Source organism: Thioclava sp. F28-4 (assembly GCF_002020045.1).
GTDB lineage: Bacteria > Pseudomonadota > Alphaproteobacteria > Rhodobacterales > Rhodobacteraceae > Thioclava > Thioclava sediminum.
The window spans coordinates 341,692-358,591 of sequence record NZ_MPZQ01000003.1; the positions used below are offsets into that span (position 1 = coordinate 341,692).

A 16,900-nucleotide genomic window follows, 5' to 3' on the forward strand; every position below is an offset into this window, starting at 1 on the left:
CGCGCCGGGGCAAGTCCGCGCGCATGCGCGGCCACGCGTGCGAGGCAGACCGCTGAATGCGCAACCCGGTGCGCAACGGCATGCGAAATCTTTGCAGAATTGATCATCCGGGGGATTCCAATGACGAATCACATGTGACATGATTCGAGGCACAGGGCCCGTCAGAGGCCGTGGCGCGGGTCTGGGGGACAGGCACGCGACCAGCGAAGAAGCGAGGCAGGACAATGGTGATGAGACGCCCCACGATCGGGCCTCTGATTTTCGTGACCGTGGCGGTGGTGCTGGGCGCCTATTTCGCCTTTGCCGCCGTGCAGGGGCGTTACGGGATTCTCAGCCGCGTGCAGATCGAAGCGGAGATCGACGCCAAGCGCGCCGAGCGTGATGCCCTGCGCGCCAAGGTCGACCGGATGGCCAACCTGACCCATCGCCTCTCCGACGATTACCTCGATCTGGACCTCCTCGACAGCCGGGCGCGCGAAGTGCTGGGCGCGATGCGCTCGGACGAGATCGTGATCCGCTGAGAGGCTTATAGGCCTGCCCATTTTCGCGGCACAAACATCGCTCGAAAACCGCCTCACCGGCCCTAGTTGAAACGTGAGCGCCATTCCTGCCCTGCGATACCGCAGGGTCATTGCCTTCGGCCCGGCATTGCTGTAAGGAATGGTTTAACGCTAAACTATTCCGGCCAAGGGAGGTCTGACCAATGGCAGCACGGAAAGGCTCGGCGAGCGGCGCCAAAGCGGGCGCGAATGTCTCGGCCGAGGAACTCAAGCAATATTACCATGACATGCTGCTGATCCGGCGCTTCGAAGAGAAGGCCGGTCAGCTTTACGGCATGGGTCTGATCGGCGGCTTCTGCCACCTCTATATCGGGCAGGAAGCGGTGGTCGTCGGCCTCGAGGCTGCGGCGAAGGAAGGCGACAAGCGCGTCACCTCCTATCGCGATCACGGGCATATGCTCGCCTGCGGGATGGACCCGAAAGGCGTGATGGCCGAGCTCACGGGCCGCGATGGCGGCTATTCGAAGGGCAAGGGCGGCTCGATGCACATGTTCTCGAAAGAGAAGCATTTCTACGGCGGCCACGGCATCGTCGCAGCGCAAGTGCCGATCGGCGCGGGCCTCGCCTTCGCGGATAAGTACAAGGGCAACGACAACGTCACCTTCACCTATTTCGGCGATGGTGCGGCGAACCAGGGTCAGGTCGCAGAGACCTACAACATGGCGCAGCTCTGGGACCTTCCGGTCGTCTTCGTGATCGAGAACAACCAATATGCGATGGGCACCAGCGTGAAGCGCGCGACCAAGTCGCCGGACTTCTACGAGCGCGGCATCGCCTATGGCATCGCGGGCGAAGAGGTCGACGGGATGGACGTGCTGGCGGTGAAGCAGGCCGGCGAGAAGGCCGTCGCGCACTGCCGCTCGGGCAAGGGCCCCTACATCCTTGAGATCAAGACCTATCGCTATCGCGGCCACTCGATGTCGGACCCGGCGAAATACCGGACCCGCGAAGAGGTGCAGAAGATGCGCGAAGAGCGCGACGCGATCGAGCATATCCGCCAGCTTCTGCTGACCGGCAAGCATGCGACCGAGGACGAGCTCAAGCAGGTCGACAAGGATATCAAGGCGATCGTCAACGGCGCCGCCGATTTCGCCAAGGAGAGCCCCGAGCCCTCCGCGGATGAACTTTACACCGACATCTATACCGATGTCGCGCCGCAGAACGCCTGAGGGGGGAAAGACAGATGGCAACCAAGATTCTGATGCCCGCGCTCTCGCCCACGATGGAAGAGGGCACGCTGGCGAAATGGCTCAAGAAAGAGGGCGACGAGATTTCGGCCGGTGACATCATCGCCGAGATCGAGACCGACAAGGCCACGATGGAGTTCGAAGCGGTCGACGAAGGCACGCTGGGCAAAATCCTCGTCGCGGAAGGCACTTCCGGCGTGAAGGTCAACGACCCGATCGCGGTGATGCTGGAAGAAGGCGAAGATGCCTCCGCCGCGGAAGAGGCCGAAGCGCCGAGCACTGGCTCGGATGCGGCTGAAAGCGACGAGAGCGACGAACCCGCGAAGGCACCCGCTCAGGCGAAATCCTCGGACGACGACATGCCCAAGCCCGACACCACGCCGGATTGGCCCGAAGGCACGCCGATGAAGACGCAGACCGTCCGCGAGGCGCTGCGTGATGCGATGGCCGAGGAAATGCGTTTCGACGACACCGTCTTCGTGATGGGCGAGGAAGTCGCCGAATACCAAGGCGCCTACAAGGTCACGCAAGGGCTCTTGGACGAGTTCGGCGACCGCCGCGTGATCGACACGCCCATCACCGAGCATGGCTTCGCCGGTCTCGGCGTCGGTGCGGCCTTCGGCGGACTGCGCCCGATCGTCGAATTCATGACCTTCAACTTCGCCATGCAGGCGATGGATCAGATCATCAACTCGGCGGCGAAGACGCTGTATATGTCGGGCGGCCAGATGGGCGCACCGATGGTGTTCCGCGGCCCGAACGGCGCGGCAGCCCGCGTGGCGGCCCAGCACAGCCAGGATTACGGCGCATGGTATGCCAGCGTTCCGGGCCTGAAAGTGGTGCAGCCCTACTCGGCAGCCGATGCGAAAGGCCTGCTGAAATCGGCGATCCGCGATCCGAACCCGGTGATCTTCCTCGAAAACGAAATCCTCTACGGGCGTTCGTTCGAGGTGCCGGATCTGGAGGACTTCACCATCCCCTTCGGCAAGGCGAAAATCTGGCGCGAAGGGTCGGATGTCACCATCGTCAGCTGGGGCATCGGCATGAGCCACGCTCTGGAAGCGGCAGACAAGCTCGAGAAAGAGGGCATCGACGCTGAAGTGATCGACCTGCGCACCCTGCGCCCGGTGGATTACGACACGGTGCTCGCCTCGGTGCGCAAGACCAACCGCTGCGTGACCGTCGAGGAAGGCTTCCCCGTGGCAAGCTTCGGCAACCACCTGTCGGCCGTGATCATGGAGCGCGCCTTCGACTGGCTCGACGCGCCGGTGATCAACTGCACCGGCAAGGACGTGCCCATGCCCTACGCGGCGAACCTCGAGAAAATGGCGCTCGTGACCTCGGACGAGGTCGTCGATGCGGTCAAAAAAGTCACCTACCGGTAAGGGGATAGCGCAATGGCAACCCAGATTTTGATGCCCGCCCTGTCGCCCACGATGGAGGAAGGCACGCTCGCGAAATGGCTCGTGAAAGAGGGGGACGAAGTCTCCTCTGGCGACATCATCGCCGAGATCGAGACCGACAAGGCCACGATGGAATTCGAGGCCGTGGATGAAGGCGTGATCGGCAAGATCCTCGTCTCGGAAGGCACCTCGGGCGTGAAGGTCAACGACCCGATCGCCGTGCTGCTGGAAGAAGGCGAGGATGCCTCCGCCGCGGACGAGGCCGAGAGCCCCGTTCCCGGCGAGGCGCAAGCCGAAGCCGCCGAGGATGCGAAAGAGACCAAGGACGCCGACAACGCGCCCGCCGAGAAAAGCGGCGCGAAAGCCGGTGGCTCGAAAGGTGCAAGCGCCGCGCCGAAGACCGAAAAAGCGCCCGCCGCGCCGCAGGATGCGGATGGCAAGCGCGTCTTCGCCTCGCCGCTCGCACGCCGCATCGCCGCCGACAAGGGCGTCGATCTGGCCGCGCTCAAGGGCTCGGGTCCGAAAGGTCGTATCGTGAAGGCCGATGTCGAAGCCGCCGAAGGTGGCAAGGCAGCCCCGGCCAAGGCGGACGCTCCGAAGGCAGAGGCGGCGGCCCCTGCCCCGGCAGCGGCATCCGTCTCCTCCTCGACCATCGCGAAGATGTACGAGGGTCGCGACTACGAGGAGATCGAGCTTAACGGGATGCGCAAGACCATCGCCGCGCGTCTCACCGAGGCCAAGCAGACGATCCCGCATTTCTATCTGCGCCGCTCGGTCAAACTCGACGCGCTTATGAAATTCCGCTCGCAGCTCAACAAGCAGCTCGAGGGGCGCGGCGTGAAGCTCTCGGTCAACGACTTCATCATCAAGGCCTGCGCGCTGGCGCTGCAATCGGTGCCGGATGCGAATGCGGTCTGGGCTGGTGACAAGGTGTTCAAGCTTAAGCCCTCGGACGTGGCCGTTGCGGTCGCAATCGAAGGCGGGCTGTTCACCCCGGTGCTGAAGGATGCGGAGATGAAGTCGCTCTCGACGCTGTCCGCGGAGATGAAGGACCTCGCCACCCGTGCCCGCGACCGCAAGCTCGCGCCGCATGAATATCAGGGCGGCAGCTTCGCGATCTCCAATCTTGGCATGTTCGGGATCGAGAATTTCGACGCGGTCATCAACCCGCCCCACGGCGCGATCCTCGCCGTCGGCGCCGGGATCAAGCAGCCGGTCGTGAATGCCGAAGGCGAGATCGAAGTGGCCACGGTCATGTCGATGACGCTCTCGGTCGATCACCGCGTGATCGACGGTGCCCTCGGCGCGGAGCTGATGAAGGCGATCTGCGAGAACCTTGAGAACCCGATGCTGATGCTGGCCTGATCGGGCCGCACAGTCTGAAACGCTGGAAAGGGGGGCGCTGCCCCCCTTTTCGCATTCGCGAATTCACCCCCAGGGATATTTCCACCAAGGGGAAGATGGGAGCGGGTCTGAATTCGCGAGCGCGCCCATCGCAGACCTGTTCGCGACATGAAAAAAGCGGGGCCGAAGCCCCGCCTGTCTATTCCATCTGAGATGCGCTCACTTGCTGTGCAAAAGCTGATCCATCTCGCGCGCGGGACGGTCGCAGCCCGCCTCGCCCACGATCTTCGCGGGAACCCCGGCGACGGTCTTGCAGCACGGCACGTCTTCCAGCACCACCGAGCCCGCCGCGATCCGGCTGTAATCGCCGACATGGATATTGCCGAGCACTTTCGCGCCAGCCCCGATCAGCACACCATTGCCGATCTTCGGGTGACGCTCTTCGTCTTCCTTGCCGGTCCCGCCAAGCGTCACCGAATGCAGCATCGAGACATTGTCGCCCACGACAGCCGTTTCCCCGATCACGATCGAATGGGCGTGGTCCATCATGATTCCGCGCCCGATCTTCGCGCCGGGATGAATGTCCACGCCGAACAGTTCGGAGGTACGCATCTGCACGAAATAGGCCATGTCGCGGCGACCGTTCGTGAACAGCCAATGCGCGATCCGGTAGCTTTGCAGCGCCTGAAACCCCTTGAAGAACAACAGCGGCTGGATCAGCCGGTGGCAGGCCGGGTCGCGCTCATGCACGGCCACCAGATCAGCTCGCGCCGCCTGCCCCAAGGCGGGATCGGCGGCAAAGGCTTCCTCGGCGATCTCACGCAGAAGCTGCTCGCTCATCTCCGCCGAGGCCAGTTTCATCGAGAAACGATAGGCCAGCGCCCGTTCGAGCGTCGGATGATGCAAGAGCCCGGCATGGATCAAGGACCCCAGAAGCGGCTCGTCACGCACCGCAGCCCGCGCCTCGTCGCAAATCTGCGTCCAGACCGGATCGACGGTTGCAACTTTGGCCATCTGCTTGTTCATCGGATTACTCCCTCTTCGCGCGCAAGAACTTAACACATAGGCTTTCCGGCGAATAGAGGAAGGGGCGTTTTGTCATTTCGCTTAAGGGGCTGTCGCGTCAAGCGCCACGCGGCCATCCCCGCACAGACACAGCCCAGCGCGCGCAGGTAGCCCGGATCGCCCGGCCCCGCCTCCGCCCGCGGCGAGCCCAGCGCCATACTCAGAACCGAGCCGTTCCCCCAGTGCGGATGCGCGCGGCGGAATCGCTTGCAATAGAGGTCCGCCGCATGAACCCGGTCGAGGAGCCGCTGAAGCCGCTCCATGCGCCGCGCATCGGGCCAGAGCATCACCACCCGCGCCAGCGTCGTCAGATCGCCGTCCAGCACCGCGCGCATCTCACCCCGTCCAGGTCAGCCGCGCCGGCAGTCCCGGCCCGAAGACATCCGAGATCTGCGCCACCTCGAAGCTCGGCGCGCCGATCATCCCGTCTTCCGCGCGCTCTGCCGCGCCATAGGTCCAATCCGGTGCGCTCACGAGCTCCTCGCGCCGGATCGCCTGCCCTTCGAGTACCCGCACCCGATAGCGCTCCGACACCTCGCCCAAAGGCACGTCCAGCGCCTCCCAGTCGTCGCCCCCGATCCGCGTCCTCCGCACCCAACTCAGTCGCAGATCCCCGCCAAGCGCCTGCGCGCGCAAATGACAGGGCGACAAGGGCCGCAGCCCGATCCCCGCAAAGGCTTGAACCGTGTGAATATAGGTCGGGTCATCATAGCCGCGACCAGCAGGCCCCACCCGGTAGTGACGCGCTTGATTTCGCGCGGACGGCGGCACCTCGATCTGGCGCGGCGTCCCGTCGAGCAGCACGACCACCGAGCCTTCCGGCCAGGCATCGGGCATCAGCGCATCGCTCCCCGCCTGCCCACGCAAGCGAAAAGAGATATCCCAGACGCCCGGCTCCACCGGCTCGGCGGCCCGGAACTGGAACACCTCCCAGCGATCCGATGAGCCATCCCCGATCGCCATCGCGTTAAGCCCCGCCAGCACGCCCTCTTCGCTCGCGCTTTCCAAGCCCCCCGACAGCATCTTCACGCGCAGGCTCGGCCCGCGATCCCAGAGCCCACTTTGCGCATCCGGCAAGATCGTCTGGGTCACCCCGATCGCGGCTTGCGTCTCGATGCTGGTATTCAGCGCATAGCCCGCATCCTCGAGGGCGGAATACAAAGCTGCCGCCCCCGGCCAAGGGCTCGCCGTCACCGCCAGATGCGGCGCATAAGGGTCTTCCGCGCCTGTCAGCAACGGTAAATCAAGGAATACCGGCGTCACCGGCACAGGCGGCGTGAAGCTCTCGATCCGCGCAACCTCATCAGTCTCTTCCGAGGCCTCATAGATTCCCGGCTCGACCCGGACCGCCTCCACCCGGATCGCCTCGGCGCGCTCCATGCGGTCGATCCGGTAGCGCCGCGCGCCCTCCTCGGTCTGCAGCACCACGACATCCCCCGGCCCGAGCCACCCCATCGAGGGCGGAAGCGTGAACTGCGCCGTATCGCGCGCCACCCGCGCCTCCGAGAGCCAGCGGTTCACCACGCGCATTCCCTCCGCCCGCGTCAGCGCCAGAGGCGCCTCACTCGCAGAGGCAGGGCCGTTTTCCTCGTCGGGGAAAATCGCCTCCACGGCGCGGGTCTCGAAACTACCATCGGCCTCGACATAGGCCAGTCGCACACGTCCCGCGATCTCCGCCTCCGGCGCACGCCGCGCCTCCAGACTCTGATCGTCGCCATCCAGCGCCAGCAGCGGAGGCACCACCTCCGAATCGACCGACGCATCGCGCATCCGGAACACCAGCACCCCGTCGCGCTCCACCGCATCGAAGCCGTAGATCAGGCTCAGCGACTGCAGCGCACCGCGCGGTGTGATCCCCCCACGCATCGCATATCCGCGCACCACCCCATGCAACGCGCTCACATCGAACACCTCGACCCCCGCGAGCGCACAAATCTCGCCTACGACATGCGCCAGAGGCTGTGCTGTCGCCCGCCCCGAAATCCAATGCCCCCGCGCGTAGTTCGCCGCGTCGTCCCATACCTCCGGCAGACCGGGAAATTGCGGATAGGGCCGGACATCCCACGCCCAGAAATGGGCGCGTGCCATATCCACCATCGGTCCGCCGTAATATTCCGAGATCGGATTGTTGGTCTCCTCCCCCCAATACTCGGTCATCGCCCGCAGATATTGCATCTGGATGTAATCATCGCGCCGCCCATCCGAGTAATGCGGCAGCGCGCTTTCCGAGCTTTTCGGGTCGAGGAACTTGTTGGGCTCGTTCGTCCCCTTGTCGATTGCCGCACAGCCCATCTCATCGACCCAGGCCGCGTCGAATTGCGGCCCCCGCAGCGCCTCGGGCTCATGAGCCGAGAAGGCCTGCGCCGTGGCCCCGTTCGGCCAGACGAGCCGACGCCGCCCCGCCTCCCAGTCGGGCCTGCGGTCGGGCGGAGAGCTGGCCAAGATCCCGCTCTCCCCCATCACCATCACATCGCGCACCTGATCGAAGGTCTCGCCGACCAGCGCCACGCGCCGCGCCTTTCCGGGGTCGAGCGGCCGTGCGCCTTCCACCTGCGCACGCACCCACTCGGCCCCGGCCCGCGTCTTGCCCGCGCCGCGTCCGCCCATGATCACCCAGGACTTCCAATCCCCTTCGGGCGGAAGCTGATGATCCAACGCCCAGAATTCGAAAATCCAGGGCAGCGCGAGCAATGAAAAGCGGTGCGGAGGTCCTTGACCGCCTGCACCGCCGCTTTCGCCTCGGATATGTCGCCACGCCGCACCCCCTGCAGCGCCTGCGCCAGCTCCTCGGCCGCGTCCCGATAGAGCGCTTCGGTCTGATCCAGAAGATCGACCGGCGCCCCCGCCTCGTTCATCTTGTTGTCTTGTATCACTTACGAACCCACCCGTTCCAAGTTGGTCCGTTCGAGAGACATGAAAAAACGCCGTCGGGTTTCCCCGCGGCGCTTACCCACTTCTCCTAGCATGCCAAATCTCTACCCGAGAGCGTTCGCAAAGTCAAGCTCTAAATTCTGGGTTGTGCGCTCCAGTCAAAAAAGAACCCCGGCGAAAACCGGGGTTCTTTCTTCTTTATCAGTTGCTTGACGAATCTTCCTGACGCTGTTTCTCGATCTCGCGCCACTTCGCTACGTTCTTGTTATGCTCCTCGATCGTGCTCGAGAACGCATGTCCGCCGGAGCCATCGGCCACGAAGAACAGGTAGTCGGTCGAATCGGGATGCATCGCCGCCTCGATGGCCGCCTTGCCCGGATTCGCGATCGGTCCGGGCGGCAGCCCGTCGATGACATAGGTGTTGTAGGGCGTGGCCTTGCGCAGCTCGGACTGGCGCAGACCGCGGCCTAGCACCCCTTTGCCTTCGGTCACGCCGTAGATCACCGTCGGGTCGGTCTGCAGCCGCATCCCCTTCTCGAGACGGTTGATGAAGACGCTCGCGACTTCCGGGCGCTCTTCAGGCACACCGGTTTCCTTCTCGACGATAGACGCCATGGTCAGCGCCTGCTGCGGATCGTCATAGGGCAGCCCGTCTGCGCGTCCGTCCCAGGCATCCGCGAGGATTTTCGACTGGCGATCTGCCATCAGACCGATCAGCGCTTGCCGGTCGGCCCCGCGCGTCACCTCGTAGCTGTCAGGTGCGAGCGTGCCTTCGCCCGGCACCCCGTCGATCTTGCCCGACAGGAAGCTCGCCTCCTGCAGCCCCTGCACGATTTGCCAGCTGGTCACACCGTCGACCACCGTCACGCGGGTGCGGACATCGGCACGGTCGGCCTTGTCCTCGAACCCTTCGGGCGGCTTCTCGCTCTCGGGATTGTACTCCGCGACCTTCTGATAATCGCCCGTGGTCGGGTCCAGCTCGCGCAGCAGCACTTCGTTGCCGTTCACGCCGATCCGGAACACCAGTTCCGAGCCGCAGGTCGAAGGCCCGCCCGACGTGATCTGCCCCACGATGGACTGCATCGAGGCGTTCGGCTCGATCAGGTAGGAGCCGAATTTCAGCTTGTCGGCCTTCTCCTCATATTGCGCGCCCGTGCGGAACAGATAGGAGGACGAGATCGCCCCCTTGTCTTTCAGACTGGACGACACGCCCTGCAGGCTTTCGCCCGGCGCGACGCGCAGACACATCGCCTCGGCCAGCGGGCCCGGCTCGACATATTGGTTCTTCGCCCAGGCGACCAACCCGCCCAGAGCGACGAGAATGACGATCAGCAGCGTCAGGAAATTCGAGACGATGTTACGCCACATCAGCTATCCACCTTGCCCATCACGAGGCTCGCATTGGTGCCGCCGAAGCCGAAGCTGTTGGACAGCGCGACGTCGATCTTGCGCTTGACCGCGGCCTTCGGCGCGAGGTCGATCACGGCCTCTTCCGGCGGATTTTCCAGGTTCAGCGTCGGCGGTGCGATCTGATCGCGGATCGCGAGGATCGAGAAGATCGCTTCCACAGCGCCCGCAGCGCCCAGAAGGTGGCCGACCGACGACTTGGTCGAGCTCATCGTGGCTTTGCTTGCCGCATCGCCCAGCAGGCGCTGCACCGCGCCCAGCTCGATCACGTCGGCCATGGTCGAGGTGCCATGCGCGTTGATGTAATCCACTTGATCGGGGTTCAGATCGGCCCGCTCCAGCGCGGCTTTCATCGCGCGGAAGCCGCCATCGCCATCCTCGGACGGCGCGGTGATGTGATAGGCGTCGCCCGACAGGCCATAGCCCAGCACTTCGGCATAGATCTTCGCGCCGCGCGCCTTGGCGTGCTCGTATTCCTCCAGCACGACGCAACCCGCGCCCTCGCCCATCACGAACCCGTCGCGATCGGCATCCCACGGACGGCTCGCAGCCTCCGGCTCGTTGCCGCGCTTCGTGGACAGCGCCTTACAGGCGTTGAAGCCCGCGATGCCGATCTCCGAGATCGGGCTCTCCGCGCCGCCCGCGACCATCACATCGGCATCGCCGAGCATGATCAGACGCGCGGCATCGCCAATCGCATGCGCGCCGGTCGAACAGGCGGTCACGACCGCATGGTTCGGCCCCTTGAAGCCGAAGCGGATCGAGACCTGTCCCGAGACGAGGTTGATCAGCGCGCCCGGAATGAAGAACGGGCTGACCCGGCGGACGCCCTTTTCCTTGATCAGTACGGCCGTATCCGCGATCGAGCTGAGGCCGCCGATCCCCGAGCCGATCATCACACCGGTGCGCAGACGGCTCTCTTCGTCCTGCGGCTCCCAGCCGGAATCCTTCACCGCCTGCGTCGCCGCGGTCATCCCGTAGAGGATGAAATCGTCGACCTTGCGCTGCTCTTTCGGCTCCATCCAGTCATCGGCATTGAATGTGCCGTCGGACCCGTCGCCCAGCGGAATCTCGCAGGCGTATTTCGTGGTCACATTGGACGCATCGAAGCGCGAGATCGCGCCCGCCCCCGATTGTCCCGCGATAAGCCGCGACCAGGTCTCCTCGACGCCGCAAGCCAGCGGCGTGACCATTCCCAGACCCGTGACTACTACCCGACGCATGCCCGACCTCTTTCTCAGCCAAATATCTTGGCAGACCTGATACACGGGGGCGCGCAAAGGCGCAATCATAACCCATTGCGACAGGCGGGTTACCGTTCAGGACGGACGGCGCGTGAGGGGGCTAGCGTTGCGGGGCGCGAGCCGGTGCCGTGCCGGGAGCGTCGGCACAGCCGTCGGCGCCCGCCCCGCGCTCAGGGGCGGCAACGCCTGCGCGGTACAGCGCATCTGAGCGGTGGGCGGCGCCAGCAACACCCGGTCGCGCCCGCCATTCTTCGCCGCGTAGAGCGCCCCGTCGGCGCGCGCATAGAGGCTCCGCAGCTCCTCGCCGCGCTCCCATTCGGCCACCCCGATCGAGACAGTGACCTGCAGCGCCGCGCCGTACTGATCCTCGAAACGCAGCCCCGCCACACAGGCGCGCAGCCGCTCCGCCACTTCGAGCGCCTCGACCAGCCCTGCCCCCGGCAGGATCACCGAGAATTCCTCGCCGCCGACCCGCGCCATCGTATCCTCCAGCCGCAGCTGCGCCCGCATCGCCCGCGCCGTGCGGCGCAGAACGCGATCGCCCAGAGAATGCCCGCCCAGATCGTTGATCTGCTTGAAATGGTCGAGATCGACCATCAGCGCCGTGAAAGGCACCTGCTCGCGCATCCCCTGCGTGAAATACTGCGCGAAACGCCGCCCGAGCATCTCCCGGTTGAACAGCCCCGTCAGCCCGTCGCGCATCGCCCGGTTCACCAGCTCCCGCTCGGCCTTGCGCCGCGCATGATCCACCCGCTCCAGTGACACGGCCATCAGGATGATCAGCCCGATATTCACCCCCACGATGGTCGCGACCAGCAACAGCAGCTCCGCGCGCACCTGACTCCCCTGATCGCTGAGCAGGTAGAACGTGCCCAGCAGGAAGGGCGCGACGACCCCCAGAAGCATCTGCGCCCGTGCCTGCCGCCCCGAGGCATGCTCGTTGAGCAGCACCCGCATCACCCCACGATCGCTGCGGCAGATGAGCCCCGCATAGGCGAGACACATGATCGCCAGCGCCGCCCCGATCGACACGCCCTCCGCCAGCCGGCTGGTCGCGATACTGTGCGACAGCAGGTACATCAAAGCCCCGCCGAACACCGTCAGATAGGCAATCGTTCCAAACAGATAAGCACCCGCCTCCAGCGCGAAGAACCCCGCCGCGGTGATCCCCAGGAGCGCGGCCGCGCCTCCCCCGATCGCCCCCGCGCCGCTCAGGTCATAGACCTCTGCAAAGTTCGAAAACAGGCACAGCAACAGCGTTCCCGCCGCCAGCCCGCGCGCCACATTCGGCGCCTCGCGCCGAAACGCAATCGCGCCCGCCATCGCCAGAATGGCCAACGCCGTCCACGCGCCCATCGCGTTCCACGACGTGAGCGCGCGCACGACCATATCCTCGCCCGACAGCGCGGTGGCCATCTGCGCCAGCAGAGCCAACCCCGCAAGCGCGGCGGCGAAAACCAAAAGAGGACGGATCAGAACCCGAGCCCGGCGAAACACAGACATAACGTGACCTCAACTGCGCGGGCAGAAGGGCGTTTTACATAAGCACCCGCGACCTCTCCAAGGGACGCCTAATTCGTTAACGAAGGGTTAACAGCCGCGCGGGCACGATTGCACTTTCGGTCAGGTCTTCGCGAATTGCACAGATTTTTCATCCGGATAGCGCATTAAAACGTCATGCCGCGGCGGCCCGTGTCCCAGCGTGGACTGGATCAACGCCACCTGCTCGGGCGTGAAAGCGGGCAGCTTCACAGCGCCTTCCGCCGCCATGAGTCGCCCCAGCCGCAGCAAATCCCCCGGAGATGCGCGCTTGCCGAACCGCGCCAGGGTGACATGCGGACGAAACCGCCGCCGCGGCAGGTCGATCTCCGCCAGACGCGCAGCGCTCATCACCGCGCGGTGCCAGCGATCGAGGTTGGGATCGGCCTGCACGCCCAGCACCAGCGCCTCCGGTCGCGCGGCACTGCCGAAAATCTCCAGCCCCGCCAGCACCACCTCCGGCCCGGGCGCCCAGTCGATGGCCAGCAGCCCCTCGTCCAGCGCCTCGAGCTGGCCTGCGTCGATCTCGTCGAGAAAGGCCAGCGTCAGATGCAGGTTCTCGGGCTGCACGATCCGGCCCGCGCCGAGCGCCTGCTGCAACCGCTCGATGGCCTCGACATGCGCCTCGGGCAGCTCGATCGCGACGAAACTCCGCATCTTCCCTCTCCCGAGCGCAGGCGCACGCGCTTTGCGCAAAAGAAAAGCGGCGCTCCGGTTCCCCGAAGCGCCGCCCTTAACTCTCTCTCAGCGTCAGCCGTAAAAGGCTTACTGCGCTTCCGAGATGAATTTCACCGCATCGCCGACGGTCTGAATGTTCTCGGCGGCGTCATCGGGGATCTCGATGCCGAACTCTTCTTCGAAGGCCATGACCAGCTCGACCGTGTCGAGGCTGTCCGCACCGAGGTCGTCGATGAACGAGGCGCTCTCAGTGACCTTGTCCTCTTCCACGCCGAGATGCTCCACGACGATCTTCTTCACGCGATCAGCGATGTCGCTCATGTCAATTCCTCAAAGTTTATAGGGCCTAGCCCGTTCATGCTTGCTCGAATACGAGCGTCTCAACCCGCGCGCCCCGGGTCAACCCGAAGACCGCAATTCAGAGCCGTGGCTTTTACGCCCGGCCCGTCTGCAGCGCTCTTAGCGATTGCCGTGGCCCATGGCAAGACGTTTCTCTATCCTATCAAAGGCCTTCGTGCCCTAGGGTCACAAAGACGTCAGGCCATCGTCCCGCCGCCATTGACGTGCAGCACCGCACCGGTGACGTAGCCCGCCTCGGGACTTGCGATGTAGCGCACCGCAGCCGCGATTTCTTCCGGCGTGCCCATGCGCCCGGCCGGGATACCCGACAGGATCGCGTCCTTCTGGGCCTCGGTGAGCTTTTCCGTCATCGGCGTCTCGATGAAGCCCGGCGCCACGCAGTTCACCGTCACGCCGCGCGTCGCGACTTCCTGCGCGAGCGATTTCGACGCGCCGACAAGACCCGCCTTGGCGGCCGCATAGTTCACCTGACCGGGATTGCCGGTCTGCCCGACCACCGAGGTGATGTTGATGATCCGGCCCCAGCGCGCTTTCATCATCGGGCGGAGAACCGCACGCATCAGGCGGAACGCCGCCGTCAGGTTCACGTCGATCACCGATTGCCAATCCTCGTCCGACATCCGCATCGTCAGCTGGTCCCGCGTGATGCCGGCATTGTTCACGAGGATATCCAAGCCGCCCATCGCCTCGATCGCCGCTTTCGGCAGCGCCTCGACCGATTCCGGATCGCTCAGATTCGCCGGGCAGACATAGGCGCCCTCGCCCAGCTCAGCAGCCAGTGCCTCGAGCGGCTCGACCCGCGTGCCCGACAGTGCCACCGACGCACCGCCCGCATGGAGGGCCCGCGCAATCTCGGCGCCGATCCCGCCAGAAGCCCCGGTGACAAGCGCGCGTTTGCCTTTCAGATCGAACATCATGCTACCTCTTATCTAAGTTGGCGCTCTCTTAGCAGCGAAAGCGCCGTTAGGGAACTCTAAGTGCCACACGCCATGGTTGCGCGCATCAAAGCGACAGGCGCATCGCGATCACAAACGTATGAAAAAGCCGACCAATTCGATTTCGAACCGGTCGGCCTGCGCTTCCTCTTGGCGGAAATATCCCAGGGGGTCCGGGGGAGGATCCCCCGGCGCGGCCCTCAGCCTTTCAGCGCAGCGATATCCTCCGGCGCGCCGACTGCGCGGCAGGTCACCTCTTTCGCGATCCGGCGGATCATGCCCGACAGCGCCTTGCCCGCGCCGATTTCCCAGATCTCGTCGACGCCCTGACCGGCCATCCACGCCACGCTCTCGCGCCAGCGCACCGAGCCCGTGACCTGCTCGACCAGCAGCTCGCGGATCAGAGCCGGGTCGCTCACCGCTTCGGCGCGGACATTGGCGACCAGCGGCACCACCGGCGCCTTGATCTCGACGCCCGCCAGCGCGGCATCCATCGCATCCGCGGCAGGCTGCATCAGCGCGCAGTGGAACGGGGCGGAGACCGGCAGCATCACGGCCCGCTTCGCGCCCGCTTCCTTGGCAAGCACCGTGGCGCGTTCGACCGCCGCCTTGTCGCCCGAGATCACGACCTGGCTCGGATCGTTGTCGTTCGCGGCCTGACAGACCTCGCCCTGCGCCGCCTCGGCTGCGACTTTCGACGCGGCCTCAAAATCGAGCCCGAGGATCGCGGCCATCGCGCCCACGCCCACCGGCACCGCCGATTGCATCGCATCGCCGCGCACGCGCAGCAGACGCGCGGTGTCGGCCAGGCTCAGCGAACCCGCCGCACAAAGCGCCGAATATTCGCCCAGCGAGTGACCCGCGACATAAGCCGCATCGGTGACTGCATGGCCTTCGGCCTCCAGCGCGCGCAAAGCCGCAATCGAGGTCGCCATCAGCGCGGGCTGCGCGTTGGCGGTCAGCGTCAGCTCGTCCTGCTCGCCTTCCCAGATGAGCGTGCTCAGCTTTTGCCCGAGCGCCTCATCGACCTCCTCGAACACCGCTTTCGACGCGGGATAGGCGTCGGCCAGTGCCTTGCCCATGCCGTTGACCTGTGCACCCTGACCGGGGAATACGAATGCGCGGCTCATGCCTGATCCTCCTGATTGATCTTTGGTTTCCCTTAGCGAGAAGGGCGCGGCGGGGCAAGTTTCGCTAAGCCTTGCCGATGATCCGCGCCGGGTTGCCCGCGACCGTAGCGCCCGCAGGCACATCGCGCGTCACGACGGCCCCCGCACCGATCAACGCACCATCGCCAATCGCAATCCCCGGCAGAAGGATAGCGCCGCCGCCGATCCAGACATCTTCGCCCATCCGCACGGGCCGCCCGAATTCTAGCCCCGTCCGGCGGGCCTCCGGATCGCGGGGATGATCGGCAGTCAGGATTTGCACCTTCGGCCCGATCTGCGTGCGATCGCCGATCGTCACCGCAACCACATCGAGAATGACACAGTCGTAATTCAGGAAGACCCCAGCCCCGAGCCGGATATTGCTGCCGTAATCGCAATGAAATGGCGGGCGAATGCGCGCGCCCTGCCCCACGTCCGCGAACAGCTCCGTCAGCAGCGCATGGCACTCTTCGGCACTGTGCCCGACGGTGGCGTTGAACCGATCCATCCACGCCGCGGCCCGTGCCACATCGGCTTCGATCTCCGGGCCCTCGGCGCGATACAATTCGCCCGCCAGCATCTTGTCCTTCTCAGAGCGCATGATCCCTCCCCGCCATCTCGCCGGATGATCCTGCCCCAGTCGCGCGCAAAGAAAAAGGGGCGCTGGATGCGCCCCTTCTCCTCAGTCCAGTTCGAGATGCGCGATCCCGTCGGAGCGCCGCCCGATCGAACGCCCATCCGCACCGATGGTCGCGCGCACGCGCCGCCGCATCGAGGAAAAGGCGGGGCTTTCAACCACATCGACCGGCTCGTCCAGCGCGATCTCGATGTCGTAATGGGTCGCGCCCTTGCGGCGCAGCGCATGGACGCGCCCGCTCACCGGATGGCCCAGATAGCGCCCGCGCACCGCGTCACCCAAGGCATAGCCCTTCGCTTGCGCTGCCGGTTCGGCACGTCGCAGCGCCGCCACCATCGTGTTCCAATCCGCATGACCCGCCGCCTGCGCGGTCAGCTCATAGGCTTTCGACAGCGCAACGGGATTGCCCGCGCGCGCCATCGCCTCGCTCAACCGGCGCGCCTGCGCCTTCACGTCTTTCACTGTCTTCACAGTCATTGTCTCGTCTCCACGGGGATGATCCACCGCTTCGGGGCCCGCATT

General features: G+C 65.2%; 17 protein-coding genes. 4 read left to right on the plus strand and 13 right to left on the minus strand.

What is annotated here, in order from left to right; translation table 11 throughout:
• Positions 1-224 precede the first annotated feature (224 nt).
• From BMI87_RS09255 to BMI87_RS09270, 4 genes are all read left to right on the plus strand, one after another.
• Positions 225-521 carry a septum formation initiator family protein gene (locus tag BMI87_RS09255; RefSeq protein ID WP_152844401.1) on the plus strand — a complete coding sequence of 99 codons (297 nt, stop codon included), beginning with the start codon at positions 225-227 and terminating at the stop codon, positions 519-521.
• Between the two features lie 182 nt (positions 522-703).
• Positions 704-1,729, plus strand: a complete 1,026-nt coding sequence (gene pdhA, locus BMI87_RS09260; RefSeq protein ID WP_078520888.1) for a pyruvate dehydrogenase (acetyl-transferring) E1 component subunit alpha — start codon at positions 704-706, stop codon at positions 1,727-1,729.
• A 14-nt stretch (positions 1,730-1,743) separates the two neighbouring features.
• Positions 1,744-3,132 (plus strand): pyruvate dehydrogenase complex E1 component subunit beta, encoded by a 1,389-nt coding sequence (locus tag BMI87_RS09265; RefSeq protein ID WP_078520889.1) that lies wholly within the window; start codon positions 1,744-1,746, stop codon positions 3,130-3,132.
• Positions 3,133-3,144: 12 nt separating this feature from the next.
• Complete coding sequence (locus BMI87_RS09270; protein ID WP_078520890.1) at positions 3,145-4,515, plus strand: pyruvate dehydrogenase complex dihydrolipoamide acetyltransferase; 1,371 nt, start codon at positions 3,145-3,147, stop codon at positions 4,513-4,515.
• 198 nt (positions 4,516-4,713) lie between these two features.
• Here the strand turns inward: BMI87_RS09270 and cysE are convergent, their stop codons facing one another.
• The 13 genes from cysE to BMI87_RS09335 all read right to left on the minus strand — a co-directional run bounded on the left by cysE (position 4,714) and on the right by BMI87_RS09335 (position 16,855).
• Complete coding sequence (cysE, locus tag BMI87_RS09275; protein WP_078520891.1) at positions 4,714-5,520, minus strand: serine O-acetyltransferase; 807 nt, start codon at positions 5,518-5,520, stop codon at positions 4,714-4,716.
• 29 nt (positions 5,521-5,549) lie between these two features.
• On the minus strand, positions 5,550-5,894 hold the full coding sequence (locus tag BMI87_RS09280; RefSeq protein WP_078520892.1) for a hypothetical protein: 345 nt from the start codon (positions 5,892-5,894) through the stop codon (positions 5,550-5,552).
• Position 5,895: 1 nt separating this feature from the next.
• Positions 5,896-8,214 carry a glycoside hydrolase TIM-barrel-like domain-containing protein gene (locus tag BMI87_RS09285; protein ID WP_168175182.1) on the minus strand — a complete coding sequence of 773 codons (2,319 nt, stop codon included), beginning with the start codon at positions 8,212-8,214 and terminating at the stop codon, positions 5,896-5,898.
• A complete protein-coding gene (locus BMI87_RS09290; protein ID WP_168175183.1) occupies positions 8,169-8,432 on the minus strand; it encodes a hypothetical protein in 264 nt (87 codons plus the stop codon). Before BMI87_RS09290 ends, BMI87_RS09285 begins: the two co-directional genes overlap by 46 nt.
• Positions 8,433-8,631: 199 nt before the next feature.
• Complete coding sequence (gene mltG, locus BMI87_RS09295; protein WP_078520895.1) at positions 8,632-9,798, minus strand: endolytic transglycosylase MltG; 1,167 nt, start codon at positions 9,796-9,798, stop codon at positions 8,632-8,634.
• Positions 9,798-11,060 carry a beta-ketoacyl-ACP synthase II gene (fabF, locus tag BMI87_RS09300; protein ID WP_078520896.1) on the minus strand — a complete coding sequence of 421 codons (1,263 nt, stop codon included), beginning with the start codon at positions 11,058-11,060 and terminating at the stop codon, positions 9,798-9,800. Before fabF ends, mltG begins: the two co-directional genes overlap by 1 nt.
• Positions 11,061-11,156: 96 nt before the next feature.
• On the minus strand, positions 11,157-12,584 hold the full coding sequence (locus BMI87_RS09305; RefSeq protein ID WP_078520897.1) for a GGDEF domain-containing protein: 1,428 nt from the start codon (positions 12,582-12,584) through the stop codon (positions 11,157-11,159).
• A 120-nt stretch (positions 12,585-12,704) separates the two neighbouring features.
• The gene (gene thpR / locus BMI87_RS09310) at positions 12,705-13,277 is read right to left on the minus strand and encodes an RNA 2',3'-cyclic phosphodiesterase (protein ID WP_078520898.1); all 573 of its coding nucleotides are present in this window, start codon (positions 13,275-13,277) and stop codon (positions 12,705-12,707) included.
• 108 nt (positions 13,278-13,385) lie between these two features.
• Positions 13,386-13,619: an acyl carrier protein gene (locus BMI87_RS09315; protein WP_075775036.1), complete on the minus strand. Its 234-nt coding sequence runs from the start codon at positions 13,617-13,619 to the stop codon at positions 13,386-13,388.
• 215 nt (positions 13,620-13,834) lie between these two features.
• Positions 13,835-14,572 (minus strand): 3-oxoacyl-[acyl-carrier-protein] reductase, encoded by a 738-nt coding sequence (gene fabG / locus BMI87_RS09320; protein WP_078521048.1) that lies wholly within the window; start codon positions 14,570-14,572, stop codon positions 13,835-13,837.
• Between the two features lie 221 nt (positions 14,573-14,793).
• Entirely contained in the window at positions 14,794-15,723 is a 930-nt protein-coding gene (gene fabD, locus BMI87_RS09325; RefSeq protein ID WP_078520899.1) for an ACP S-malonyltransferase, read from the minus strand.
• Positions 15,724-15,787: 64 nt separating this feature from the next.
• The gene (locus BMI87_RS09330; protein ID WP_078520900.1) at positions 15,788-16,342 is read right to left on the minus strand and encodes a sugar O-acetyltransferase; all 555 of its coding nucleotides are present in this window, start codon (positions 16,340-16,342) and stop codon (positions 15,788-15,790) included.
• 81 nt (positions 16,343-16,423) lie between these two features.
• Positions 16,424-16,855 carry a glyoxalase superfamily protein gene (locus tag BMI87_RS09335; RefSeq protein WP_078520901.1) on the minus strand — a complete coding sequence of 144 codons (432 nt, stop codon included), beginning with the start codon at positions 16,853-16,855 and terminating at the stop codon, positions 16,424-16,426.
• Positions 16,856-16,900: the final 45 nt, after the last annotated feature.